Source organism: Mycolicibacterium psychrotolerans, from assembly GCF_010729305.1.
In the GTDB taxonomy this organism is placed as follows: Bacteria; Actinomycetota; Actinomycetes; order Mycobacteriales; family Mycobacteriaceae; genus Mycobacterium; species Mycobacterium psychrotolerans.
Genome location: NZ_AP022574.1, coordinates 1,175,965 through 1,201,089, shown reverse-complemented (window position 1 = coordinate 1,201,089; position 25,125 = coordinate 1,175,965). Strand labels below are relative to the sequence as shown.

Here is a 25,125-nt window from a genome sequence, read left to right as displayed (position 1 = left end):
ATCATCACGGCATAATGGCGCGGTGACCATCACCCCTCGCCCCACCGCTGACCTGGTCGACGAGATCGGACCCGACGTCCGCAGTTGCGATCTGCAGATGCGCCAGTTCGGCGGACGCGCCGAGTTCGCCGGCCCGATCACCACGGTGCGCTGCTTCGAAGACAACGCGCTGCTGAAGTCGGTGCTGTCCGAGCCGGGTGATGGCGGCGTGCTGGTGATCGACGGCGACGGTTCGGTGCACACCGCCCTGGTGGGTGACGTCATCGCCGAGCTGGGCCGGTCCAACGGCTGGTCGGGTCTGATCGTCAACGGGGCGGTGCGGGACGCCTCGACGTTGCGGACCCTCGACATCGGCATCAAGGCGCTGGGCACCAATCCGCGCAAGAGCACGAAGACCGGTGAGGGGCTGCGCGACGCCGCCGTCGAGTTCGGGGGTGTGGTGTTCACCCCCGGCCACATCGCCTACAGCGACGACGACGGGATCGTGGTCGTCGACCAGGCCATCTAGGCGGAAGTCCGCACCGGCGCTGCGTGTCTGGTGAACCGCAGTGCCGCGTCGTCGACCTTGCCCCGCCGGATCAGCTGGAGGTCGAGCAGGTAGTTCTGCTTGAGCCGCCAGGGTGCCCGCGAGCCCGCCTTGGGCAGGTAGTCCAGTGCGCGCAGCACGTAGCCCGGGGTGAAGTCCATCACCGGCCGTTCGTCCACGCTGCTACCGGGGTGCTGCGGCTCGACGGCGTCGAAGCCGCCGGCGTCCATGTGATTGATGACGCGGCAGAAGAACTCGGAGACCAGATCGGCCTTCAGCGTCCAGCTGGCGTTGGTGTAGCCGATCGTGAACGCCATGTTCGGCATGTTGGTCAGCATCATGCCCTTGTAGGCCATCGAGTCGTTGAGCACCAGCGGCTCGCCGTTGCGGGAGATCGACGCACCGCCGAACAGCTGCAGATTCAAACCCGTTGCGGTGACGATGATGTCGGCGTCCAGGTGGTTACCGGAGGCCAGCGCGATGCCGGTTGCGGTGAACCGCTCGATCGTGTCGGTGACGACGTCGGCCTTGCCCGCGCGGATTGTCTTGAACAGGTCGCCGTTGGGGGCCAGGCAGACTCGCTCGTCCCACGGGTTGTAGCGCGGGTTGAAGTGCTTCTCGACGTCGTAGCCTTCGGGCAGCCGGTGCTTGGCCATGGTCAGCAGTTGCTTGCGGAAGAAGTCCGGGAATCTGCGCGCGATCTGATACTGGGCGGATTGGACGAGGATGCTCTTCCACCGGTTGAGCACGTAGGCAGCCTTGGCGGGCAGGCGCTTGTTGGTCGCGACGCTGAACGGGTCGACGTCGGGAAGCGCGGCGATGAACGTCGGTGAGCGCTGCAGCATGGTCAGGTGCCCTGCTCCCGAATCGGCAAGGGCCGGAATGAGAGTGACGGCGGTGGCGCCACTGCCGATGACGACGATCCGCTTGCCGGCGTAGTCGAGGTCCGCGGGCCAGTGCTGGGGGTGCACGATCGGGCCGGCGAAGTCCTGCTCGCCGGGGAACTCGGGAGAGTAGCCCTGGTCGTAGTTGTAGTAGCCGCTGCACGCCATCAGGTAGCGCGCCGAGATCTCGACCTGCTCGCCCCCGCGCTCGACGGTCACCGTCCAGCGGTTGTCCGCATCCGACCAGTCGGCATGAGTGACGTTCTGCCCGTATCGGATGTGCTTGTCGATGCCGTACTCGGCGACGGTCTCCTCGAGATAGGCCATGATCGCGGGCCCGTCGGCGATGGCCTTATTCGATGTCCACGGCTTGAAGCGGAACCCGAGCGTGAACATGTCGGAGTCCGAGCGGATACCGGGGTATTGGAACAGGTCCCAGGTGCCGCCGAGGTTGGCGCGGCGTTCCAGGATGACGTAGCTCTTACCCGGGCAGCGGTCTTGCAGGTGCCAGGCGGCGCTGATGCCGGAGATGCCGGCCCCCACGATGACGACGTCGACGAACTCGCTCATCGCGCCACGCTATCAACGGCGCGTCGACGTAGTCAACAGTGCGTCGATAATGTCGACATGATGTAAAGTCGGGGAAGTGACGACCACCGGCCACCCCCGATCGACCCGGAGCAGGCGCGCGACGCGCCCGTCCGGTGACGACCGGGAGATCGCGATCCTCGAGACCGCCGAACGGCTGCTGGAAGACCGTCCGCTCGCCGAGATCTCGGTCGATGATCTGGCCAAGGGCGCCGGGATCTCCCGCCCCACGTTCTACTTCTATTTCCCGTCCAAGGACGCCGTGCTATTGACGCTGCTGGAGCGCGTCATCGCCGAGGCGGACGTCGCGCTCGACGATCTGATCGCCAACCGGCCCGCTGATCGGCGGGCGATCTGGCGCCGGGGCATCGACGTCTTCGTCAGCACTTTCGGCGCCCACCGCGCGGTGTGCGCGGCGACGGTGGGGGTCAGGGACACTCATTCCGAGGCCCGGGAACTGTGGGCCCAGTCGATGCAGCGCTGGATCGAGCACATCGCCGCGGTCATCGAGGCCGAGCGCGCCGACGGTGCGGCGCCGGTGACGGTGCCCGCCCTCGAGTTGTCGACCGCCCTGAACCTGATGAACGAGTCGGTGATGGCGGCGGCCTTCGTCGGGCACCAGCCCTCGATCCCCGACCATCGGGTGCTGGACAACCTCGTGCACATCTGGACATCGGCCATCTACGGCGATCCGGCGGGAGATGTCGGCCACTGATGCGAACATATGTTCGTGTCCGGGGAAGCGAGCATCCTCCACGCTGATCTCGATTCGTTCTACGCGTCGGTGGAACAGCGGGACAACCCGGCGCTGCGCCGCCAACCGGTGATCGTCGGCGCCGGAGTGGTGCTGGCGGCCAGCTACGAGGCCAAGGCCTACGGCGTGCGCACCGCGATGGGTGGACGGCAGGCACGTGCGCTGTGCCCGCAGGCCGTGGTCGTGCCTCCCCGCATGTCGGCGTACTCGAAGGCCAGCGACGCCGTGTTCGAAGTGTTCCGGGACACGACGCCGCTCGTGGAGCCGCTGTCGGTCGACGAGGCGTTCCTCGACGTCTCGGGGCTGCGCCGGGTGTCGGGCACCCCCGTGCAGATCGGCGCGCGGCTGCGCGAACGGGTCCGCGACGAGGTCGGGTTGCCGATCACCGTGGGGATCGCCCGCACAAAGTTCCTGGCCAAGGTGGCCAGTCAGGAGGCCAAGCCCGACGGACTCCTGCTGGTGCCGCCGGACCGCGAACTGGCGTTTCTGCACCCGCTGCCGGTGCGGCGGTTGTGGGGTGTCGGCGCGAAGACCGCGGGCAGGCTGCGCGAGCACGGCATCGAGACGGTCGCCGACGTGGCCGACCTCAACGAGGCGACTCTGAGCTCGATGGTGGGCGGCGCGATGGGTCGGCAGCTGTTCGCGTTGGCTCACAACATCGATCGTCGGCGCGTCGTCACCGGGCAGCGCCGCCGCTCGGTCGGCGCCCAGCGTGCACTGGGCCGGGCCGGCAACACGATGTCGGCGCCGGAGGTCGACGCGGTCGTGGTCAACCTGGTCGACCGCATCACGCGGCGGATGCGGTCGGCCGAGCGCACCGGGCGCACCGTGGTGTTGCGCCTGCGATTCGACGACTTCGCCCGCGTGACCCGGTCGCACACGTTGCCGAGGGCCACCGCGTCGACCGATGTGATCCTCGGGGCGGCCCGGGCGCTGGTCGCGGCGGCGGGGCCGTTGATCGCCGAACGCGGCCTGACGCTGATCGGGTTCGCGGTCTGCAACATCGACCGCGACGGTGCCCAGCAGATGGAGCTGCCGTTCACCCATTCCGCGCTGACGGCCGACAACACGCGCATCGACTCGGCAGTCGACCGGGTGCGCGGCCGCTACGGCAACGCGGCGGTCATGCGGGGCGTGCTGGTCGGCCGGGACCCGGGATGGGAGATGCCGATGCTGCCTGACTGATTCAGGACCGGGTCCACTCGAGCAGCGTCTCGGCATCCCACGTGTTGACGATGCGCTCGGGCGCGAGCCCGGCATCGAGCGCGCGCTGAGCGCCATAGCCCAGGAAGTCCAGCTGCCCCGGTGCGTGCGAGTCGGTGTCGATCGAGAACACACAGCCGATGTCCATCGCGAGCGTGAGCAGACGGGTCGGCGGGTCCCGGCGTTCGGGCCGGGAGTTGATCTCCACGGCGGTGCCGGCGTCGCGGCATGCGGTGAAGACGGCTTCGGCGTCGAACTTCGACTCGGGACGCATGCCGCGCCCGCCGGTGACGAGGCGGCCGGTGCAGTGGCCGAGGACGTCGGTGTGCGGGTTCTCGACGGCCTTGATCATGCGCCGCGTCATCGCCGGGGCATCCATCGCGAGCTTGGAGTGCACGCTGGCGACCACGACGTCGAGGCGGTCGAGCAGCTCTGGCTCCTGGTCGAGCGAGCCGTCCTCGAGGATGTCGACTTCGATTCCGGTGAGAATCCGCATGGGAGCGACGATTTCGCGGATCTCGTCGATGACGTCGAGCTGCTCGCGCAGCCGGTCGGGCGACAGTCCGTTGGCGATCTTCAGCCGCGGCGAGTGATCGGTCAGCGCGCAGTACTCGTGGCCGAGGTCGCGGGCGGCCAGCATCATCTCCTCGATGGGCGCCGAGCCATCCGACCAATTCGAATGCACATGCAGGTCCCCGCGCAGGGCGGCACGGATGTCACCGCCGCCGAGATCCTGCGCTGACTCGCGCAACTCGACCAGCACGTCGGGTTCCTGACCGGCCCAGGCCTGCGCGATCACCTTGGCGGTCTTGGGCCCGATCCTGGGCAGCGACTGCCAGCTGTTGGCGGCGCCGTGCTTCTCGCGCTGGGCATCGGTGAGTGCTTCGACGACGTCAGCGGCGTTGCGGTAGGCCATCACCCGCCGCGGATCCTCGCGCGCACGGTCCTTGTAATAGGCGATCTGGCGCAGAGCGGTGACCGGATCCATGCCACCAGTGTGCCCGGACATCGCATCCTGTAGCCTTTCACTTGAGACTTCACTCAAACCATCAATCCACTAGGTGCACCGTGTCCGATCGCTTCCCCACCGGCGAGCAGCGCCCGCTCTACGAGACCAAGGCCAATCTGTTCAAGGCGCTGGCCCATCCCGCACGCATCCGTGTGCTCGAGATCCTCTCGGCCAGCGGTCGACCCACGCCGGTGAGCGAGATCCTCGCCCAAGCCGACATCGAGCCCACGGTGCTCTCCCAGCACCTCGCGGTGCTCAAACGCCACCACGTCGTCACAGGCCAACGTGTCGGCAACGCGGTGATCTACGAGTTGGCCCACCCCAAGATCGCCGAACTGCTGGTGATCGCCCGCACCTTCCTCGCCGACACCCTCGGCGCACAGAGGACTCGGCTCGACGCCCTCGACTCGCTCCCGCCGCTCGGCGAACCCCGATGATCGCCCGCCTGCTGCCGGGCCGCCGCGACTACGCGGACCTGCCGCAGTCGTGGCGCCGTGACATCCTGGCCGGCGTCACCGTGGGCGTCGTCGCCCTCCCGCTGGCGCTGGCGTTCGGGATCAGCTCCGGGGTCGGCGCGGCAGCCGGACTCATCACCGCCGTCGTCGCCGGACTGGTCGCCGCCGTGTTCGGCGGATCCAACGTCCAGGTGTCCGGTCCGACCGGCGCGATGGCCGTGGTGCTGGCGCCGATCGTCGTCGCGCACGGCCTCGGCAGCGTCGCTCTGGTCACCGTGCTGGCCGGCTTGCTCGTCGTGGCCGCCGGAGTCACGGGACTGGGACGCGCGGTGACGTTCATCCCGTGGCCGGTCATCGAGGGATTCACCCTCGGCATCGCCGCCATCATCTTCCTGCAGCAGGTGCCCGCGGCGTTCGGCGCCAGCGGCGCGGCCGGCGAACGCACGCTGGCGACGGCGTGGCACGTCGTCGCCCACGCCGACTGGGGTCAGGCGGCACGAACCCTCGGTGTGGTGGCGTTCGTCGCCGTCCTCATGACGGCCCTGCCGCGACTGCACCGCGGTGTTCCCGCGTCGCTCGCGGCGGTCGTCGCCGCGACGGTCCTCGTCATCGCCCTGGGACTGCCGGTGGCCACGATCGGGGAACTCCCTTCGCAGCTGCCCGCCCCGGTGCTCCCCCACGCCGACGTCGGCGCCTTGCGCGACCTCGTCGGCGCGGCGCTGGCCATCGCCGCGCTGGCGGCCATCGAATCACTGCTGTCCGCGCGCGTCGCCGCCACGATGTCGCCGACCGGTCCGTACGACCCCGACCGCGAACTGGTCGGGCAGGGTCTGGCGTCGGTGGCCTCGGGCGTCTTCGGCGGGATGCCCGCGACCGGAGCGATCGCCCGCACCGCGGTCAACGTCAGATCCGGCGCCCGGACCCGAGTGTCGGCGATCGTGCACTCCCTGGTCCTGCTGGGCGTCGTCTACCTGGCCACCGGGCCGGTGTCGGCGATTCCGCTCTCGGCGCTGGCCGGTGTGCTGATGGTGACCTCGTTTCGGATGATCTCCGCATCGACGATGCGAAAGATTCTGTGCTCCACCCGGTCTGATGCCCTGACATTCGTTCTGACCGCGGCCGTCACCGTCTGCTTCGATCTCATCGACGCGGTCGAGATCGGCATCGTCGTCGCCGCCTTCTTCGCCCTCCGCAGCGTGGCACGGCGCAGCGCCGTGGTGCGGGAGAACCTGCCAGGCCCGGCCGCGCCCGGTGACGACGAGATCGCACTGCTGCGTCTGGACGGAGCGATGTTCTTCGGGGTGGCCGACCGCATCTGGACGGCGATCGTCGACGCCGACCATCCGCACACCTCTGTGGTCATCATCCGGATGTCGCAACTGGGCATGCTCGACGCCACCGGTGCGAACACGCTCGCGCAGATCTGCGCCGAGCTGGAATCCCGCGGCATCACGGTCATCATCAAGGGGGTGCGCGAGGAGCACACGGCATTGCTGGAGAACGTCGGCGTCTTCGAATCACTGCGCCACGAACGCCATCTCGTGGGCACCCTCGACGAGGCGATCGAGCACGCCCGCACCCATGTGAGCGGCCGGCCGCACTGAGCGGCTAGGGAGTCCAGCCCGGATCCCGGCCGGTGAGCGCGATCACCCGGTCCGGCAGCGGAGCATTCTCGCCGACGGGCACCGGCGCAGCGAACAGCCCCTCCACCGGACCCTGTTCGGCGATTTCCGTGACATGCGGCAGCACCGCCTCCAGAACCGCGTCCTCGACCGCGTAGGGCTGCCCCGTCGCGCGCGCGAGATCCCACCCGTGCACGACGACCTCGGTCAGTGCGATCAGCCCGCCGACGTCTGCGGGGAAGTCGACGCCGCCTGCCCGGGACATTCCCTGCCACGCCGACGGTTCGCGCCAGGCGGCGGCCAGCTCGGCGAGCCGCTTCGGATACGCGGCGTGCCAATCGTCGTCGAGTTCCTCACTGACCTCCGGCGGGGTGTCGGTGAGCTCGCCGAACTGCTTGGCCGCCGCCGCGGTGAACGCCGCCGCCAGGCCGCCGAGGTGGGACACCAACGCCGCCACCGTCATATCCGCGCAGGGTGTGGGGCCCGCCAGGTGCTCGTCGCCGATGTTGTGCAGAAGGTCGGCGGTGCGTGCACACGCCGAGGTCATGTCGATCATGTCCGTACCGACCTGCCGGCGGTCGAGAAGTCATCGCGACGGACCTAGAGTCGAAGAAGTGAGATTCGCATTCAAGACTTCGCCGCAGAACACCACCTGGTCCGACATGCTGGCGGTCTGGAAGGCCGCCGACGACATCGACGTCTTCGAGTCCGGCTGGACCTTCGACCACTTCTATCCGATCTTCTCCGACTCGACCGGCCCCTGCCTGGAGGGGTGGGTGACGCTCACGGCGCTGGCGCAGGCGACCACCCGGCTGCGGGTCGGGGTGCTCGTGACCGGCATCCACTACCGGCACCCCGCCGTCCTGGCCAACATGGCCTCGGCCCTGGACATCGTGTCCGATGGTCGCCTGGAACTGGGCATCGGCGCCGGCTGGAACGAAGAGGAGTCCGGCGCCTACGGCATCGAGCTCGGCAGCATCAAGGAGCGCTTCGACCGCTTCGAGGAGGCCTGCCAGGTACTCAAAGGCCTGCTCTCGCAGGAGACCACCACCTTCGACGGCACCTACTACCAACTCAAGGACGCCCGGAACGAGCCGAAGGGCCCGCAGCAGCCGCACCCGCCCATCTGCATCGGCGGGAACGGCGAGAAGCGCACGCTGCGGATCACCGCCCAGTACGCCGATCACTGGAACTTCGTCGGCGGAACCCCCGAGGAATTCGCCCGCAAGCGCGACGTCCTGGCCCGGCACTGCGCCGACGTGGGCCGCGACCCGAAGGAGATCCTGCTCTCGGCGCACGTCCGGCTCGGCGAGGACCGCGACTACCGCCGCGTCATCGAAGACTGCATCGCGCTGGGCGCCGAGGGGCTCGACCTCGCGATCATCTACCTGCCGCCGCCGTACGATCCCGCGGTGCTCGAGCCGCTCGCCGAGACGATCCGCGACTCCGGTCTGCTCAGCAAAGACCGCTGACGGTCACGAAACGATAACGTTCGGCAAAAGCGGGCCCCAGCAAGGTCTCAGCGGCACCCACGGGAGCGGCATAATTCGCTAGTAGCCGTAACGAACGAGTTCGTCGGCGGTGATCAGCCGTTCCGCTTTGGCGGGAAAAGTGCGGCTCTTGACGGGGTGGCGGAACAATGACCAGGCAATTCGACCCATCCGCGTCCGGGTAATCGGGGTGATGTACACGGTGAAACTCCTGCGGTATGCCAATAGCTGAACCGGGGAGCCACCTTACCGCAGCGCCCTTAACGAGTCATTAGATACCCGACTGCTGGCAAACAGTTGGAGGCACGCCGAATAAAAATATGCTGTTTCTGGTGTGACTGAAGTGACGGGTGTTAACGCGCCGAAACCGTGCTGCGACCGTCTCGTGCACCGAGCGTGCCGCCACGGTTGTGAATTCGATGCGATCACAACCGTTCGTGCACGCTCGGTGACCGAGCGATGAATGGCCTAGCGCTGGGGGACGGCCGTCGGCTTGATCGGCGCCGGCAGCGCCGTGTGGCCCATCAGGCACCGATCGACCGCCGACGCCGCGGCGCGGCCCTCGGCGATCGCCCAGACGATCAGCGACTGCCCGCGGCCCATGTCGCCGGCGACGTACACGCCGGGCACCGAGGTGGCGAACACCGAGTCACGCCCGACGTTGCCGCGCTCGTTGATCTCGACGCCGAGGTCGGTCAGCAGGCCCTCCCGTTCGGGGCCGGTGAAACCCATGGCGAGCAGCACCAGGTCGGCGTCCATCTCGAAGTCGGTGCCCTCGACCTTCTCGAACTTGCCCGCCTTCATCTCGACCTCATAGCCACGCAGCCCGGTCACCCGGCCGTCCTCGCCGTAGAACTCCTCGGTGTTGACCGAGTAGACGCGGTCGCCGCCCTCCTCGTGCGCGGAGGTGACGCGGTACATCAGCGGGTACGTCGGCCACGGGGTGGAATCGGCGCGGGTCTCCGGCGGGCGGGGCATGATCTCGAACTGGTGCACATGCTCGGCGCCCTGCCGGTGCGCGGTGCCCAGGCAGTCGGCGCCGGTGTCGCCGCCGCCGATGATGATGACCTTCTTGCCCTTCGCCGTGATCGGCGGCTGGCCGTCGTCGTCGACGACCGGGTCGCCGAGCTGGACGCGGTTGGCCCACGGCAGGTACTCCATGGCCTGGTGGATGCCCGTCAGGTCGCGACCGGGGATCGGCAGGTCACGACGGGCGGTGGCGCCCCCGGCCAGCACGACGGCATCGAACTCGGAGCGCAGCTGCGCGGCGGTGATGTCGACCCCGACGTTGACGCCGGTGCGGAACTGTGTGCCCTCGGCCCGCATCTGCTCAAGGCGCCGGTCGATGTGGCGCTTCTCCATCTTGAACTCGGGGATGCCGTAGCGCAGCAGCCCGCCGATGCGGTCGTCGCGCTCGAACACCGTCACGTCATGGCCGGCCCGGGTGAGCTGTTGCGCGGCAGCCAATCCCGCGGGCCCCGACCCGACGACGGCCACCTTCTTGCCCGTCAACCGGTCCGGAGGCAACGGCACGACCCAGCCTTCGGCGAAGGCCCTGTCGATGATCTCGACCTCGACCTGCTTGATGGTCACGGGATCCTGGTTGATGCCCAGCACACACGACCCCTCGCACGGCGCCGGACACAGCCGCCCGGTGAATTCCGGGAAGTTGTTGGTCGCGTGCAGCCGCTCGATGGCGTCGCGCCAGCGCGCGGTGCGCACCAGGTCGTTCCACTCCGGGATCAGGTTCCCCAGCGGACAGCCGTTGTGGCAGAAGGGGATTCCGCAGTCCATGCATCGCGATGCCTGAACCTGGAGGTGGTCCTCGGGGAACTCTTCGTAGACCTCTTTCCAGTCCCTCAGCCGAAGATCGACGGGGCGCCGCGGCGGGGTCTCGCGGTGCGTGTACTTCATGAAACCGCGCGGATCAGCCACTTGCGGCCGCCATGATCGCCTCGTTCACATCGTCTCCGTTGCGTTGCGCATCGGCGATGGCCTGCAACACACGCTTGTAGTCGCGCGGCATCACCTTGGTGAAGAGACCGAGCTGGTTCTCCCAGTCGGCCAGGATCTGTTGTGCCACCGCGGATTCGGTGGCGTCGACGTGCGCGGTGATCATGCCGCGCAGGTAGTCGACGTCCTCGTCGTCGAGGCTCTCGAGTGCCACCATCTCGGCGTTGAGGTTGTCGGCGAGCACACCGTCGGGGTCGTACACGTAGCCGATGCCGCCGGACATGCCCGCGGCGAAGTTGCGCCCGGTGGGCCCGAGGATGACGACGCGGCCGCCGGTCATGTACTCGCACCCGTGGTCACCGACGCCCTCCACGACGGCGTGGGCACCGGAGTTACGCACCGCGAACCGCTCACCGACCTGACCGCGCAGGAACATCTCGCCGCTGGTCGCGCCGAAGAGCACGACGTTGCCGGCGATGATGTTGTCCTCGGCGACGTAGTCGGCCGGCGCACCGTCCGGCGGGCGCACCACGATGCGTCCACCCGACAGGCCCTTGCCGACATAGTCGTTCGCGTCGCCGTAGACGCGCAGCGTGACGCCCTTGGGCACGAAGGCGCCGAAGCTGTTACCGGCCGAACCCTCGAACGTGATGTCGATCGTTCCGTCCGGCAGACCCTGCCCGCCATAGGCTTTGGTCACCTCGTGGCCGAGCATCGTGCCCACGGTGCGGTTGACGTTGGCGATCGTCGTCGAGAATCGCACCGGCGAACCGGAATCGAGCGCCTCGCGGCACTGCACGATCAACTGCTGGTCGAGCGCCTTGTCCAGACCGTGGTCCTGGCGGGAACTGCAGTACAGGTCCTGGTTCATGAACGCCGACTCGGGCTCGTGCAGGACGGGCGTGAGATCCAGCTTGTGGGCCTTCCAGTGCTCGGCGGCCTGCGCGGTGTCCAGCGCGCCCACCTGGCCCACCATCTCGTTGACGGTGCGGAAGCCCAACTGCGCCATCAGTTCGCGGACTTCCTCGGCGATGAACAGGAAGAAGTTCTCCACGAACTCCGGCTTGCCGTTGAAGCGCTGCCGCAGCACCGGGTTCTGGGTGGCCACGCCGACGGGGCAGGTGTCGAGGTGGCAGACGCGCATCATGATGCAGCCGGACACCACCAGCGGTGCGGTCGCGAAGCCGAACTCCTCGGCGCCGAGCAGCGCGGCGACCACGACGTCGCGGCCCGTCTTGAGCTGTCCGTCGACCTGGACCACGATGCGGTCGCGAAGTCCGTTGAGCAGCAACGTCTGCTGCGTCTCGGCCAGACCGAGCTCCCACGGCGCGCCCGCGTGCTTCATCGACGTCAGCGGCGTGGCGCCGGTGCCGCCGTCGTGCCCGGAGATCAGCACGACATCGGCGTGCGCCTTGGACACACCGGCCGCCACCGTTCCCACGCCGTTCTCGGACACCAGCTTCACGTGCACCCGTGCCGACGGGTTCGCGTTCTTCAGGTCGTGGATCAGCTGCGCGAGATCCTCGATCGAGTAGATGTCGTGGTGCGGCGGCGGCGAGATCAGGCCGACGCCGGGCGTGGAGTGCCGCACCTCGGCCACCCAGGGGTACACCTTGTGTCCCGGAAGTTGGCCGCCCTCACCGGGTTTCGCACCCTGGGCCATCTTGATCTGGATGTCGGTGCAGTTGGTCAGGTAGTGGCTGGTCACGCCGAACCGGCCGGAGGCGACCTGCTTGATCGCGCTGCGGCGCCAGTCGCCGTTCTCGTCACGGTCGAAGCGGGCGACGGCCTCACCGCCCTCACCGGAGTTCGACCGCCCACCAAGGCGGTTCATCGCGATCGCCAGCGTCTCGTGCGCCTCGGCGGAGATGGAGCCATAGCTCATCGCGCCCGTGGAGAACCGCTTGACGATCTCGGTGGCCGGCTCGACCTCCTCGATCGGCACCGGCGGGCGTTCACCCGCGCGGAACTTCAGCAGCCCGCGCAGCGAGGCCATCCGCTCGCTCTGGTCGTCGACAAGCTTGGTGTACTCCTTGAACACCTCGTACTGCCCGGTGCGGGTGGAGTGCTGCAGCTTGAACACCGTGTCGGGGTTGAACAGGTGGTATTCGCCCTCCCGGCGCCACTGGTATTCACCGCCGACCTCGAGCTCGCGGTGCGCCCACTCGTCGGGACGGTCGAGGTACGCCAGCGTGTGGCGGGCCGAGACGTCGGCGGCGATGTCGTCGAGGTCGATGCCGCCGACCGGACAGGACAGCCCGGTGAAGTACTCGTCGAGCAGCTTCTGGCTGATGCCGATGGCCTGGAACAGCTGCGCGCCGGTGTAGGACGCCAGCGTGGAGATGCCCATCTTCGACATCACCTTGAGCACGCCCTTGCCTGCGGCCTTGACGTAGTTGGCCTTGGCCTGATCACTGCTGATGCCGGTGATGACGCCGCGATCGACCATGTCCTCGATCGACTCGAAGGCCATGTACGGGTTGATCGCGGCGGCGCCGAAGCCGACCAGGCACGCCATGTGGTGCACCTCGCGGGCGTCGCCGGCCTCCACGACGAGGCCGACCTTGGTGCGGGTCCGGTCCCGGACCAGGTGGTGGTGCACCGCGGCGACGGACAGAAGCGACGGGATCGGCGCCATCTGCTCGTTGGATTCGCGGTCGGAGAGAACGATGATCCGGGCGCCGTCGCGGATGGCGGCCGAGACCTTGGCGCGCACGTTGTCCAGGGCTTCCTTGAGGCCCTGACCGCCGCGGTTGACCGGGTACAGGCAGCGGATCACCGCGGCGCGCATGCCGTGCTTGTGGCCGCGGATCTCGTGGTCGGGGTCGACGCAGATCAGCTTCGACAGCTCCGCGTTGCGCAGGATCGGCTGCGACAGCGCGATCTGCCGGCAGGACTCGGCGTCGGGGTTGAGCAGGTCGCCCTCCGGGCCGACGGTGCCGGCCAGGCTGGTGACCACCTCTTCGCGGATTGCGTCCAGCGGCGGGTTCGTGACCTGCGCGAACAGCTGCTGGAAGTAGTCGTAGAGCACGCGGGGCCGCGACGAGAGCACGGCGATCGGGGTGTCGGTGCCCATCGAGCCCAGCGCCTCGGCGCCGGTGCGCGCCATAGGCGCGACCAGCAGGTTGAGCTCCTCGTAGGTGTAGCCGAAGATCTGCTGCCGCAGGACGACGCGGTGGTGGGGCATCCGCACGTAGTCGCCCGGCGGCAGCTCCTCGAGCTGGAACAGCCCGGCGTCGAGCCATTCCTGGTAGGGATGCTCGGCGGCGAGTTCGGCCTTGATCTCCTCGTCGTCGACGATGCGGCCCTGCGCGGTGTCCACGAGGAACATCCGGCCGGGCTGCAGCCGCATCTTCTGCACGACCTTGCCCGGATCGACGTCGAGGACGCCGGCCTCCGAGGCCATCACGACCAGTCCGTCGCTGGTCACCCAGATGCGCGACGGGCGCAGCCCGTTGCGGTCCAGGACCGCGCCGATCACGGTGCCGTCGGTGAAGCACACCGACGCCGGCCCGTCCCAGGGCTCCATCAGGGAAGCGTGGTACCGGTAGAACGCCCGGCGCGCCGGGTCCATCGACTCGTGGCGCTCCCAGGCCTCCGGGATCATCATCAGCACCGCGTGCGGCAGGCTGCGGCCGCCGAGGTGGAGCAGCTCGAGCACCTCGTCGAAGCGGGCGGTGTCGGAGGCCCCGGGGGTGCACACCGGCACGATCTTGTCGAGATCCTGACCCGACCCGAATACGTCGGTGTTGATCAGAGCCTCGCGGGCGCGCATCCAGTTCTCGTTGCCGGTGACGGTGTTGATCTCACCGTTGTGGGCCACCCGGCGGAAGGGGTGGGCCAGCGGCCACGACGGGAAGGTGTTGGTGGAGAACCGGGAGTGCACGATACCGAGCGCACTGGTGAGCCGTTCGTCCTGCAGATCGAGGTAGAACGCCTTGAGCTGCGGGGTGGTCAGCATGCCCTTGTAGACGAACGTCTGACCGGACAGGCTGGGGAAGTACACCGTCTCTCGGCCGGGGCCGTCCTGACCGGGGCCCTTGGTGCCGAGTTCGTGTTCGGCACGCTTGCGGACCACGTAGGCGCGCCGCTCGAGGTCCATTCCGGAGGCGCCGGCGAGGAAGACCTGCCGGAAGGTGGGCATCGCGTCGCGGGCGAGGGCGCCGAGCGAGGATTCGTCGGTGGGCACCTCACGCCACCCGAGCACGCGCAGACCTTCGGCTTCGGCGATCTTGCCGACCGACTCGCACGCCGTCGCGGCGTCCTTCGACGACTGCGGCAGGAAGGCGATGCCGGTGGCGTAGCTGCCCGGTTCGGGAAGGTCGAAGTCCACGACCGCACGGAAGTACTCGTCCGGCACCTGGAGCAGGATGCCCGCGCCGTCGCCGGTGTTCGGCTCGGCGCCCTGGGCCCCTCGGTGCTCCAGATTCAGCAGCGCGGTGATGGCCTTCTCGACGATGTCGCGGCTGCGGCGTCCGTGCATGTCGGCCACCATCGCCACGCCGCACGCGTCGTGCTCGAACGCGGGGTTGTACAGGCCCTGTGGACTGGGCGCCATTCCCACCTACCTTATTTCTTCACAGACCTCGGCGGAGCGTTCGCGAACGGCAACCGTTGACGAGAGCGTTAGCCGGGGCGGCGGCGGAGGGACCTTCGTGCAGCACTGAACGACGGCCCTTTTTCCACGCGCCACAAGTGCTCAAAACGATATGACAAAGGGCCCCTGACATGCCAACTTAGTTGACCCTAAGCCAGTTCGCCCGCCAATTCGGCCGTCGGCGACCCGGGCCGTCAGATCACAGTCGAATAACGTTGCCGTGGGCGGTGTTTCGCCCCGGCAACTACTCGGATGGCCGGATGAGAGACACATCACACACCCGCCTCACCTCCGCCCTTGATTTGCTGGTAGAGGAAGAAATGGCCGTGTAGTGCGAGAAAGGACCGTCCAACATTTGCACAAAGCCTCGTCGGATTCTTAGAATTCCCCTGCCACCTGCTGAGAGCGCCCCTCGAGGCGGCGAGCAAACCCGGGCGACGGTGACGCCGGCAGAGCACCCCCGGCTCCCATCCCGGATGCCGTTGCCCCACAGCCCTTTTCGCGATTCGCTGATTCGCCTGCCTCGATCGAACACACTGTCAGGAATACCCCCAAGGGGTACCGGGTGTGGCACGGAGCCGTCAGGCTGCAGGAGTGCCCCACCCGTTGAACACTCCGCTGGGCCGCTTCGGCATCGACACCACCCGCGAAGGCGCGGATCGCTCTGTGGCGTCGATCCCGGTGGCCGGTCTGACCAATCCCTGTACCGATGAGGCCACCGTTGCCCCGCTGGCCATGCTGGTCGACCACATCGGCGGCGTGGTCAATCATCTGCGGCGCGGGACCGGCGAGTGGACGGTGTCCAGCGAGCTGGCCGTGGAGATCGCTCCTGGGGCCGCCGAGGCCATCGCGGCCGCACCCGACGTCCCGGTGGTCGGCGTCGCGCGTCCCTTCGGACCGAAGGGCGCCACCGCTCTCGCGCTCTGCGAGCTGAGCGTGCAGGACGTCATCGTGGCAACCGCGACCGTCCGCTCGTTCTACATCGCCTCCCCCGCGGATCTGGTCGCATGGCCCGAGGCCGGGTCCGCGTCACTGCCGGGGCATCGGCTGGCGGACCTGATGTCCGTCGAGGTCGCTGAAACCGGGAGTGCGGGAAGCGCTTTGATGCAGAACGACGATCCGGTGCTGAACAACTTGGTGGGCGCCGTGCACGGCGGGGTGTCGTCGATGGGCCTCGAACTCGTCGGGTCGGCCGCATTGCACCGCGCCGCAGGGGCCGCCTTTCACCCGGCGTCGCTGCGCGTGAACTTCCTGCGTCCCTTCCATGGCGGCGGGGAGGCTCACTACGCCGCCCGGGCACTGCATGCCGGCCGCGGCAGCGGCGTGGCCGAGGCGACAGCGGTGGGCGCCGACGGCCGGACCGCGCTGCTGGCCCGGCTCACCGGTTACCGCTGACCTGCGGTGGAGCCGTCGTTGCGCTAACGCATCAGTTCGGACACACCGGGACCGCGCACCGCCGCAAGCTGTCACAGTTGAGCCCCACCGAGCGGAAGGGCTCCCCATGCGTCCACCCACGATGCTGCACCGCCTCGCAGCGGAGTTCATCGGAACGTTCTGGCTGGTGTTCGGCGGCTGCGGCAGCGCCGTCTTCGCCGCGAAGTTTCTCTCCGACGACGGCGTCTCGCTGGGGATCGGTTTCGCCGGCGTCGCGCTGGCGTTCGGGCTGACCGTGCTCACCGGCGTCTATGCGTTCGGCACCATTTCGGGCGGGCACTTCAACCCGGCGGTCACGCTGGGTGCGGCGCTGGCCAAGCGGGTCGAGTGGAAGGCGCTGCCCGGATACTGGGTCACGCAGGTGGTCGCCGGACTGGTCGCCGGAGCGGCGATCTATGCGATCGCCCGGGGCCGCGACGGCTTCACCGCCACAGGCAACATGGCTGCCAACGGATACGGCAGCCACTCCCCCGGCGGCTACTCGCTGGTCGCGGTGCTCATCGCCGAGGTGCTGCTGACATTCGTGTTCCTGCTGGTCATCCTCGGGTCGACCGACGACCGCGCGCCGAAGGGTTTCGCCGGGCTGTCGATCGGCCTGACGCTGACGCTGATCCACCTGATCTCGATACCGATCTCCAACACCTCGGTGAACCCGGCGCGGTCCACCGGCGTCGCGTTCTTCAACGGCGACGGCGCCCCCGCGCAGCTGTGGGTGTTCTGGGTCGCTCCGCTGGTGGGCGCCGCCGTCGCCGGTGTCGCCTATCCGTATCTTTTCGGTACCGCCGACAAACTCGCCGACCGGCCGGTCCGCGATGAAGCGCTCCCGGGCGGAACCCCGGAGCACTGACAGTCGGTCAGGAGTTCTTCTTGGCCTGGCCGGCGGCGCTCTTCTCGGTGTCGGCGCCCTCGTTGGCGAGCTGACCGCCCGAGTTCTCCAGATGCGCGCGCACGAACCACTGGAACTTCTCCAGCTCGCCTGCGTGCCCGATGAGCATGTCTTCGGTGACCGGGTCGAGCTCCCCGACCCTCTCGATGCTCTTGCGGGTGTCCTCGATGACCCCGGTGTAGACGAGATCCAGCGCCGCCAGGTGCGCCTGGACCGTGTCGCGGCCGACGGAGTAGTCGTCCCACGTGCGGTCGTTCTGGATCGCGCCCGGCGTGCCCTGCGGCGACGCGCCGAGTGCGGCGATGCGTTCCGCGACCTCGTCGGCGTACCCACGCACCAGCTCGACCTGCGGATCGATCATCTCGTGGACGCCGATGAAGTTGGGCCCCACCACATTCCAATGCACATGCTTGAGGGTGAGGTGCAGATCGTTGTAGCGGCTCAGCGCCTTCTGCAGAAGTTCGGCCACCTCGGCGCCCTGCTTGTCGGACAGTCCGGGCACGGTGAATGCACTCATGTTGGCTCCTTCGCGTTGTTCCCGCGAGGTGTACCCGGGCCGTCGGCGCGATAATCCCCTCTGGCAGACGTCACATTTCGGCAAGGTTCGGTATCGCAGCGCGTGGCCCGAAGCGCGGATTCACCGCGAGGCCACTGGCTTCCAGCAACCGGACCGCGCGGTGCCGGTGCGGCGCCAGCGGCGCGAGCAGCGCCACCATCGCGTCGTCGTCGATGGGGTGACCGAGCAGGCTCCAGCCCACCATGGTGGACAGGTGGTAATCCCCCACCGACAGTGCGTCGGCGTCACCGAAGGCACGCTGCGCGGTCTCGGCCGCCGTCCACACCCCGACCCCGGGCAGCGACATCAGCGCGGCACGCGCCGCCTCGGAGGACCGGTGCACCAGGCGTTCGAGCGCGTCGGCCCGCTGGGCGCAGCCGACGATGGTCCGGGCGCGGCCGGGGTCGACGTTGGCGAGGTGGAACTCCCAGGAGGGCACGCGTCGCCACGCCTCGGCCGTCGGGGGCACCCGCATGTGCGCCGGAGCCGGCCCGGGCGCGGGGGTGCCGTACTTGCCGACGAGTCTGCGCCAGGCGCGCCGGGCGTCCTTGCCGTACACCCGCTGTTCGAGGATGGCGGGCACCAGCGCCTCGAGCACGCGCCCGGTGCGGCCCAGCCGCAGGTGCGGCACCCGCTGGTGGGCACGCGCGATCGTCGGATCCCGCGGATCGAACCCGGTCTTGTCGTCGTCGGCGCCGAGCAGGGCGGGCAGGGCGTCGGTGAACTCGCCGGCGCCGGGTCCCCAGGCTTCGCAGCCGACGGTGTCGACGGCGTCCCGGCTGAGTCTGGCGGTCACCGGTCCGCTCGCGAGCAGGCTGGTGCGCCAGATCGCGCCGTCGGGGGCGTCGTGATGGCACGGGTCGGCCCGGCCCCGGCGCAGCGGCGCGAGCGTCAGCCCCGGACTCGCCGGGCCGGCGAACACCACGCTGGCCGTACTGTGCACGCGCACAGCCTAGGGCTGCACCCGGACATCGGCCTTGTCCGGATAGAACGCCACGTGCCCGGCGATGGCGGCCACCGCGGGATAGGGCTGCTCGTAGGTCCACACCGCGTCGGTGACCGTGGCGCCGCCGGAGGTGCGCAGATGGTAGTAGGCGGCGTCGCCCTTGAACGGGCAGTAGGTCGCGGTGTCACTGCGGACCAGCAGGTCCTGCGCCACGTCGGCGATCGGGATGTACTGCACCGCAGGGTAGCTCGCCTCCTGCAGCGTGAGCGCGGCGTCGGTCTCGGCGACGACGTCGCCCTCGATCAGGACGACGACGTGTCGGCCCGTGGGTTCGACGGTGATCGGATGGGTGCTGGACGGCTCGAGCACAGGTCGGTCGGTCATACCCACCATTGAACGCTCAGTGCGGGCGCCCGGCGATCTTGTCGGCGACCACCGCGATGGGCGAGGTCCGGGCGCGGCCCCTGCCCTCGTGCCAATCGGCGGCCTTGTAGGCCAGATACATGCCGCGCACACCGAGCCAGCGCAGCGGTTCGGGTTCCCAGTTCTTCGACCGGTGCCCCACCCACGGCAGTTCCGTCAGCGGCGTTGCGTGCCCGAGCACCAGATCGGCGAGCGTCCGGCCGGCGAGATTGGTGGCGGTCACGCCGTGGCCGACGTAGCCGCCCGCCCAGCCGAGGCCGCTGGCCCGGTCGAAGTCGACCGTCGCCTCCCAGTCGCGTGGCACGGCCAGCACCCCGCACCAGCCGTGGGCGATCCCGACGCCTGCCACCTGCGGGAGGACTGTGCGCAGCGTGGCGGTCAACGCGTCGATGGTGCGCGCGGGCACCCGGCCGTCGCGGTCGGTGCGGGAACCGAAGCGGTACGGGACGCTGCGCCCGCCGATCGCGATGCGGTCGTCGACCGTGCGTTGCGCGTAGAAGAAGCCGTGCGCGGTGTCGCCGAGGGTTTCGCGGCCCTCCCAGCCGATCGCGTCCCACACCTCGGCGGGGATCGGGTCGGTCGCGATCATCGAGCTGTTCATCGGCAGCCAGCGGCGTTTGAGTCCGGGCAGCCCGGCGGTGAACCCCTCGGTGGCCCGCAGCACCACCGGCGCGGTGACGGTACCGCGCGGGGTGACGGCCCGGCCCGCCGCGATCTCGGTGACCGGTGAGCCTTCGTAGATGTCCACTCCCAGCGCGACGACCGTGTCGGCCAGACCGCGCACCAGCGCAGCCGGCTGGACCCTGGCGCAGTGCGGGTTGTGATAGGCCGCCACCACATCGCTGAGCCGAATACGTTGCGAGGCTTCGTCTTTCGACAGCTCTTCGATGCCGTCGACCTGCCAGCGACGCTCGGCTGCCGCCGCGGCGGCAAGCCGGCCGGCTTGGGCGCGGTTGCGGGCCACCTCCAGTGTCCCGCCCTTGACGATGCCCGCCTCGATGCCTTCCCGGGCGGCCACGTCGATGACCTCGTCGACGGACTCGTTGAGGGCGCGCTGCCAGCCCACCACTCCGTCCCGGCCGTACTGACGCGCCATGCGCTCACGGTCCCCGGGCACCAGCCCCGACAGCCAGCCGCCGTTGCGCCCGGACGCCCCGAACCCGGCGAAGCGCGCCTCGAGCACCACGATGCGCAGGCTCGGGTCCGCCTTCTTCAGGTAGTACGCCGTCCACAGTCCGGTGTAGCCGGCGCCGACGATGCAGACGTCTGCGTCGCGACCACCGGGCAGGAACGCCCTGGGCGTCGGCAGTCGGTCGAACCAGTGGGAGATGTCACCGTTGCGCACCGACAGATTGTGGCAGCACCGCCATGTCGGTGTGCGGGTGCACGCTGTGCGCATGTGTTGGCTCTGCGATCACCCCACCGCGACCCGGCAGGACTACCTGGAGGTCGTGCGGGGCAAGGTGCTCAGGAACGGGTGGATGGTCCAGTACGTCGAGGACACCATGCCGTTCGCCTATACCGTGGGACTCTCCGATCGGAACCTGCCCGAGGTGCTGGTGACCAGCGTGTCTCCGCCGCGGGCGCTGCGCCTTCTGCGGGCGCTGGCAGGGGAGGCGCTGCGGGGTGCGCGGTGGGGGTCCGGAGATCGGTTCGTGGTTCCGGACGGCCCTGCCGTCGAGTTCGTCGACGTGGATCATCCGGATGTGCACTGCGGCTGGGCCGTCACCCATGCGGAGGGTCCCATCCGGGTGCTGCAGGCCGTCTGGGCCGATGGCAGGGGACGGTGGCCGTGGTCGGCGACGTTCTGCGACGGGCGACAACGACAGCCGGTGCTCGGACTGCGGGCCGCCTGAGCGCTAACGCCTGGCGGCGCGCAGGTCCACCCAGAACGTCGCCGCTTCGCGGATCGACTCCTCGACCGGTCGCGGCTGCCAGCCCAACTCCCGCTTCGCCTTGGTGCAGTCGACGGGCGCTTCGGCGCGCATCAGGCGCAGCGAGCCCAGCGACAGCCGCTGGTCGGTTCCGGTCAGCCGGCCCTTGAGGCTGCCCATCGCGGCTATGGCGTAGGACACCGCGAGCGGAATCGTCCTCGTCGGCGCGGGCACGCCCGCCGCCTCGGCCGCGATCCGCACCACCTCGGCATTGGAGATCATCTTCTCCGAGATCAGATACCGCTCACCGACGCGGCCCTTCTCGGCGGCCAGCAGCAGCGCCTGAGCGGCGTCGTCGATGCCCACCGCCTCGAGCTCGATGCCGCCCATCACGAACGGCAGCTTGCCGAACGCGGCGCCGGCGATGATCGCACCATGCGGCGTGCGGCCCCAGTCCCCCGCGCCGTAGGTGGTGGACACGCACATCGCCACGGCGGGCAGGCCACGGCTCCTGGCGTAGTCCAGCACCAGCCTCTCGGCCTGCAGACGAGACCGCACATACGGCGTGAGCCCGCGCTCGTCGGCGATCTCGTCGTTCTCGGTGGCGGTGCGGCCGCGCCGGCGTCCCACGGTCACATAGCTGCTGGTGAAGACGAACTTCCTCAGTCCTGCGGCGATGGCCGGCTCGGTGGCGATGTCGAGCACGTGGCGGGTGCCGTCGACGTTGGTGCGGAACAGCGGCGCCGGGTCGCGCAGCCAGCCGCGGGTGTCGACGACGCAGTAGTAGACGACGTCGCATCCGGTCATCGCCTCGCGCAGCACCGCGTCGTTCCAGATGTCCCCGGTGAACCGGGTGACCGCCCGGTCATCGATGAGGTCATCGATGCCGACGGTCTTGCCGGACGTCACGGCGTCCTCGCGCACCATCACCCGCACGTCCTGCCCCGCCTCGACGAGCTGACGGGTGACGTGGCTGCCCAGATAGCCGTTGGCGCCGATCACCAGCACCCTCATCGACTCACCCGGGCCATCCACTCGGCCGCCTCGTCGGGCAGGGTGCCGAGTTCCTGGGCCTTCGCGCACCACTTCAGGGTGGCCTTGACGAAGCGCAGCGGGTTGTAGATGTCCTCCTGGCGGCGCCACTTGCCGTCGCCGGCGTAGGTGACGATCGAGATGTTGGTGGCGCTGATGATCGTGCCGTCGCCAGGGTCGCGCATCGGGTTGTCGAGTTCGCAGATGACGCGGCCGGTGTCGGGGTCGAAAACCTTCCACAGCGCCGGGAACGCCGTCATGTGATTACCGGGGAAGCTCTCCATGGTGTTCCAGATCCAGGGCCGCACCTCCTCGCGTCCGCGCATGGTGCCCGCCGCGTGCTCGATGTAGAGCACGTCGTCGGTGTACTGCTCGACCCAGGGATCCCAGTCGCGCGTCCCCGCCGCGCGGTCGACGGTCCGCTCGAACACGGCGAACGCGTCCGCGAGTTCCTCCCGCGAGAAAGCACTGGCTGTCACGACAAGAACTAGAACACGTTCTACCCGGCGTTGTCGAGGGGCGCACGGAACAAATGCGCAGCACAGGCCGTTATGGAAACACTATGTCGAAGGTTTACAACAAGAACCCGAAAGCGGTCGACGCCTTGTCGCCCGAGCAGTACCACGTCACCCAGCGCAATGGCACCGAGCGACCGTTCACCGGCGAGTACTGGGACAACCACGAACCCGGCATCTACGTCGACGTGGTGTCCGGCGAACCGCTGTTCGCCTCGGTCGACAAGTTCGACAGCGGCACCGGCTGGCCGAGTTTCACCCGGCCGATCGAGAGCGCCAACGTCCACGAGAAGCGTGACTTCTCGCACCTGATGATCAGGACCGAGGTGCGCTCCGCACACGGCGACAGCCATCTCGGGCACCTGTTCACCGACGGCCCCCGCGCCGACGGCGGACTGCGCTACTGCATCAATTCCGCGGCGCTGCGCTTCGTCCACCTCGACGAACTCGAGGAGCAGGGATACGGGCAGTACCGTGGATTGTTCACCGACACAGACAACTCGACCGCCGATGAGGAGCAAGCGTGAGCGAACACAAGCGGGCCGTGCTGGCCGGTGGCTGCTTCTGGGGCATGCAGGATCTGATCCGCAGGCAGCCCGGCGTGGTGTCCACCCGGGTCGGCTACACCGGCGGGCAGAACGACCACCCCACCTACCGCAACCACCCGGGCCATGCCGAGGCCGTCGAGATCGTCTACGACCCGGCGCAGACCGACTACCGCGCGCTGCTGGAGTTCTTCTTCCAGATCCACGATCCGACGACGAAGAACCGTCAGGGCAACGACGTCGGGACGAGCTACCGGTCCGAGATCTTCTACGTCGACGACGAGCAGCGCGAGGTCGCGCTCGACACGATCGCCGACGTCGACGCCTCGGGGCTGTGGCCCGGCAAGGTGGTCACCGAGGTGAGCCCGGCCCCCGACTTCTGGGAGGCCGAGCCGGAGCACCAGGACTACCTGCTGCACTACCCGAACGGCTACACCTGCCACTTCCCGCGGGCGGGCTGGAAGCTGCCGAAGCGGACGCAGGTCTGATTCGCGCGACCGTCTAGGGGCGGCGGCGCACCACGATGCGTCCGCCGTCCTTCGGCGTGTGCGCGACACCGCGGAAGTGCGACTTCTCCGGGGGCGCGGTGGTCGGCTCGATCTCGAAGTGCCGCAATACCGTCCGCAGCACGACATCCATCTCGACATTGGCGAAGGTGGCGCCGACGCACCGGCGGGTGCCGCCGCCGAACGGGATGTGGGCGAAGGTCGGCGGCCGTTGCCCGACGAAGCGCTGCGGGTCGAACCGCTGCGGGTCCGGGAAGTCGTCGGCGCGCCGGTGCATCTGCGCGATCGCCACCAGGATCGAATAGCCTTGCGGGATCACCCATTCGCCGAGCTCGAAGGCCGGCGCGTGCACGTGCCGGCCGGCGAAGTCGATGATCGTGCGGGTGCGCTGGATCTCGAGAAGGGTCGCCTGCCGGTATTCGTTGTCGTCGGTGTCGGCCTCGGCGGCCAGCCGCGACAGCACCTCGGGGTGCCGCGTGATGCGTTCGAAGGCCCATCCCAGCGTGGCCGCGGTGGTCTCGTGGCCGGCGGCCAGCAGCGTGAGCAGTTCGTCGCCGACGTCCTGACGAGACATCGTCGAACCGTCCTCGTAGGTGCTGCGCAACAGCAGCGAGAGCACGTCGTCGCGCGTGTCCAGGTTCGGGTCGGCCAGCACGGCGTCGATGAGCCGGCCGATGACCTCGTCGTAGCGCTTGCGGTACTGCGCGAGCCGGCCCCACGGGGTGAAGCGGCCGTACGTGCGCGACGGCATCGGCAGCACCGCCAGCCGCGACCCGAGCGTGACCCACGGCGGGATGTTGCGGCGCAGTTCGTCCAGATGCGCGCCGTCGGCACCGAAGACGGCGCGCAGGATCACGTTCAGCGTGATCCTCATCATCGGCTCGAGCGTCTCGAAAGACTCGCCCTCCGGCCAACTCTCGGCTTCGCGCAGCGTCTCCTCTTCGAAGATGCGTTCGTAGTTCTTGATGCTCTTGCCGTGCAGCGGAGGTGTCAGCAGTTTGCGGCGCAGCCGGTGGTCGGTGCCGTCGAGGGCGAACACCGAGCCGGGACCGAGGACGCGCGACAGGTTCGGCAGGATGTTGCCGACCTCGTCGGGGTTGGCCATGAACACCTGTTTGGCCAGCACAGGGTCGGCGACGATCACGGTGCGGCCGAACACGGGGATCGTCATGGTGAACACGTCGCCGAAGCGGCGCGCGATCTGGCGCACCGTCCATTTCCGGGAGACCGAGAACGCGAGGCCCTGCAGGGCCCTGGGAATGGCAGGACTCGGTGGCAGCCGCGCCGCGGTCAGCGGCGTGGTACTGCGGTGTACCACAGTCATGTC

Annotated in this window: 24 protein-coding genes; 11 read left to right on the top strand and 13 right to left on the bottom strand. The window is 68.8% G+C overall.

Annotated features, from left to right (window positions below):
• The first annotated feature begins 22 nt into the window (after nt 1–22).
• Nucleotides 23–508: a ribonuclease E activity regulator RraA gene (gene rraA, locus G6N45_RS05935; RefSeq protein WP_163720816.1), complete on the top strand. Its 486-nt coding sequence runs from the start codon at nt 23–25 to the stop codon at nt 506–508.
• Here rraA and G6N45_RS05930 read toward each other — a convergent pair.
• Nucleotides 505–1,980: a flavin-containing monooxygenase gene (locus G6N45_RS05930; RefSeq protein WP_163720815.1), complete on the bottom strand. Its 1,476-nt coding sequence runs from the start codon at nt 1,978–1,980 to the stop codon at nt 505–507. The two genes, rraA and G6N45_RS05930, sit on opposite strands and share 4 nt — an antisense overlap.
• Nucleotides 1,981–2,056: 76 nt before the next feature.
• Between G6N45_RS05930 and G6N45_RS05925 the strand changes: the two genes are divergently transcribed.
• Together G6N45_RS05925 and dinB are read left to right on the top strand one after the other, a co-directional pair.
• Nucleotides 2,057–2,713, top strand: coding sequence for a TetR/AcrR family transcriptional regulator (locus G6N45_RS05925; protein WP_163720814.1), 657 nt, complete (start codon nt 2,057–2,059; stop codon nt 2,711–2,713).
• 9 nt (nt 2,714–2,722) lie between these two features.
• Nucleotides 2,723–3,937 carry a DNA polymerase IV gene (gene dinB / locus G6N45_RS05920; RefSeq protein WP_163720813.1) on the top strand — a complete coding sequence of 405 codons (1,215 nt, stop codon included), beginning with the start codon at nt 2,723–2,725 and terminating at the stop codon, nt 3,935–3,937.
• A gap of 1 nt (nt 3,938) precedes the next feature.
• On the opposite strand, the gene G6N45_RS05915 is transcribed toward dinB, so the two are convergent.
• Nucleotides 3,939–4,943, bottom strand: coding sequence for a PHP domain-containing protein (locus tag G6N45_RS05915; protein WP_163720812.1), 1,005 nt, complete (start codon nt 4,941–4,943; stop codon nt 3,939–3,941).
• 80 nt (nt 4,944–5,023) lie between these two features.
• Between G6N45_RS05915 and G6N45_RS05910 the strand changes: the two genes are divergently transcribed.
• Both G6N45_RS05910 and G6N45_RS05905 read left to right on the top strand, forming a co-directional pair.
• Complete coding sequence (locus G6N45_RS05910) at nt 5,024–5,401, top strand: ArsR/SmtB family transcription factor (protein ID WP_163720811.1); 378 nt, start codon at nt 5,024–5,026, stop codon at nt 5,399–5,401.
• Nucleotides 5,398–7,023, top strand: coding sequence for a SulP family inorganic anion transporter (locus G6N45_RS05905; protein ID WP_163720810.1), 1,626 nt, complete (start codon nt 5,398–5,400; stop codon nt 7,021–7,023). Before G6N45_RS05910 ends, G6N45_RS05905 begins: the two co-directional genes overlap by 4 nt.
• A 4-nt stretch (nt 7,024–7,027) precedes the next feature.
• Here G6N45_RS05905 and G6N45_RS05900 read toward each other — a convergent pair whose 3' ends face one another.
• Nucleotides 7,028–7,597: a TIGR03086 family metal-binding protein gene (locus G6N45_RS05900; RefSeq protein ID WP_163720809.1), complete on the bottom strand. Its 570-nt coding sequence runs from the start codon at nt 7,595–7,597 to the stop codon at nt 7,028–7,030.
• 58 nt (nt 7,598–7,655) lie between these two features.
• Between G6N45_RS05900 and G6N45_RS05895 the strand changes: the two genes are divergently transcribed.
• Complete coding sequence (locus G6N45_RS05895) at nt 7,656–8,513, top strand: LLM class F420-dependent oxidoreductase (RefSeq protein ID WP_163720808.1); 858 nt, start codon at nt 7,656–7,658, stop codon at nt 8,511–8,513.
• Nucleotides 8,514–8,591: 78 nt separating this feature from the next.
• Here the strand turns inward: G6N45_RS05895 and G6N45_RS27650 are convergent, their stop codons facing one another.
• From G6N45_RS27650 to gltB, 3 genes are all read right to left on the bottom strand, one after another.
• Nucleotides 8,592–8,732 (bottom strand): hypothetical protein, encoded by a 141-nt coding sequence (locus tag G6N45_RS27650; protein WP_170312428.1) that lies wholly within the window; start codon nt 8,730–8,732, stop codon nt 8,592–8,594.
• Nucleotides 8,733–8,999: 267 nt separating this feature from the next.
• Nucleotides 9,000–10,466 (bottom strand): glutamate synthase subunit beta, encoded by a 1,467-nt coding sequence (locus G6N45_RS05890; RefSeq protein ID WP_163720807.1) that lies wholly within the window; start codon nt 10,464–10,466, stop codon nt 9,000–9,002.
• Nucleotides 10,459–15,042, bottom strand: a complete 4,584-nt coding sequence (gene gltB / locus G6N45_RS05885) for a glutamate synthase large subunit (protein ID WP_163720806.1) — start codon at nt 15,040–15,042, stop codon at nt 10,459–10,461. Before gltB ends, G6N45_RS05890 begins: the two co-directional genes overlap by 8 nt.
• A 633-nt stretch (nt 15,043–15,675) precedes the next feature.
• Here gltB and G6N45_RS05880 point away from each other — a divergent pair.
• Together G6N45_RS05880 and aqpZ are read left to right on the top strand one after the other, a co-directional pair.
• Nucleotides 15,676–16,476 (top strand): PaaI family thioesterase, encoded by an 801-nt coding sequence (locus G6N45_RS05880; RefSeq protein WP_163720805.1) that lies wholly within the window; start codon nt 15,676–15,678, stop codon nt 16,474–16,476.
• Between the two features lie 106 nt (nt 16,477–16,582).
• Nucleotides 16,583–17,362: an aquaporin Z gene (aqpZ, locus tag G6N45_RS05875; RefSeq protein ID WP_163720804.1), complete on the top strand. Its 780-nt coding sequence runs from the start codon at nt 16,583–16,585 to the stop codon at nt 17,360–17,362.
• A 7-nt stretch (nt 17,363–17,369) separates the two neighbouring features.
• Here the strand turns inward: aqpZ and G6N45_RS05870 are convergent, their stop codons facing one another.
• From G6N45_RS05870 to G6N45_RS05855, 4 genes are all read right to left on the bottom strand, one after another.
• Nucleotides 17,370–17,918, bottom strand: a complete 549-nt coding sequence (locus G6N45_RS05870; RefSeq protein WP_163720803.1) for a Dps family protein — start codon at nt 17,916–17,918, stop codon at nt 17,370–17,372.
• Between the two features lie 70 nt (nt 17,919–17,988).
• Nucleotides 17,989–18,900, bottom strand: a complete 912-nt coding sequence (locus G6N45_RS05865; RefSeq protein ID WP_163720802.1) for a DNA-3-methyladenine glycosylase family protein — start codon at nt 18,898–18,900, stop codon at nt 17,989–17,991.
• Nucleotides 18,901–18,909: 9 nt separating this feature from the next.
• Nucleotides 18,910–19,287: a DUF427 domain-containing protein gene (locus G6N45_RS05860; RefSeq protein WP_163720801.1), complete on the bottom strand. Its 378-nt coding sequence runs from the start codon at nt 19,285–19,287 to the stop codon at nt 18,910–18,912.
• Between the two features lie 16 nt (nt 19,288–19,303).
• Nucleotides 19,304–20,725 (bottom strand): NAD(P)/FAD-dependent oxidoreductase, encoded by a 1,422-nt coding sequence (locus G6N45_RS05855; RefSeq protein ID WP_163720800.1) that lies wholly within the window; start codon nt 20,723–20,725, stop codon nt 19,304–19,306.
• On the opposite strand from G6N45_RS05855, the gene G6N45_RS05850 reads away from it, so the two are divergent.
• Nucleotides 20,724–21,182, top strand: a complete 459-nt coding sequence (locus tag G6N45_RS05850) for a DUF4262 domain-containing protein (protein ID WP_163720799.1) — start codon at nt 20,724–20,726, stop codon at nt 21,180–21,182. The genes G6N45_RS05855 and G6N45_RS05850 overlap by 2 nt on opposite strands.
• Nucleotides 21,183–21,185: 3 nt before the next feature.
• Here G6N45_RS05850 and G6N45_RS05845 read toward each other — a convergent pair whose 3' ends face one another.
• Nucleotides 21,186–22,214 (bottom strand): NAD-dependent epimerase/dehydratase family protein, encoded by a 1,029-nt coding sequence (locus G6N45_RS05845; RefSeq protein ID WP_163720798.1) that lies wholly within the window; start codon nt 22,212–22,214, stop codon nt 21,186–21,188.
• The gene (locus G6N45_RS05840; RefSeq protein WP_163720797.1) at nt 22,211–22,711 is read right to left on the bottom strand and encodes a nuclear transport factor 2 family protein; all 501 of its coding nucleotides are present in this window, start codon (nt 22,709–22,711) and stop codon (nt 22,211–22,213) included. Before G6N45_RS05840 ends, G6N45_RS05845 begins: the two co-directional genes overlap by 4 nt.
• An 83-nt stretch (nt 22,712–22,794) precedes the next feature.
• Between G6N45_RS05840 and msrB the strand changes: the two genes are divergently transcribed.
• Together msrB and msrA are read left to right on the top strand one after the other, a co-directional pair.
• A complete protein-coding gene (gene msrB, locus G6N45_RS05835; RefSeq protein WP_163720796.1) occupies nt 22,795–23,274 on the top strand; it encodes a peptide-methionine (R)-S-oxide reductase MsrB in 480 nt (159 codons plus the stop codon).
• Nucleotides 23,271–23,780, top strand: coding sequence for a peptide-methionine (S)-S-oxide reductase MsrA (msrA, locus tag G6N45_RS05830; RefSeq protein ID WP_163720795.1), 510 nt, complete (start codon nt 23,271–23,273; stop codon nt 23,778–23,780). The genes msrB and msrA overlap by 4 nt, the downstream gene beginning before the upstream one ends.
• A gap of 13 nt (nt 23,781–23,793) precedes the next feature.
• Here the strand turns inward: msrA and G6N45_RS05825 are convergent, their stop codons facing one another.
• Complete coding sequence (locus G6N45_RS05825; protein WP_163720794.1) at nt 23,794–25,122, bottom strand: cytochrome P450; 1,329 nt, start codon at nt 25,120–25,122, stop codon at nt 23,794–23,796.
• Nucleotides 25,123–25,125: the final 3 nt, after the last annotated feature.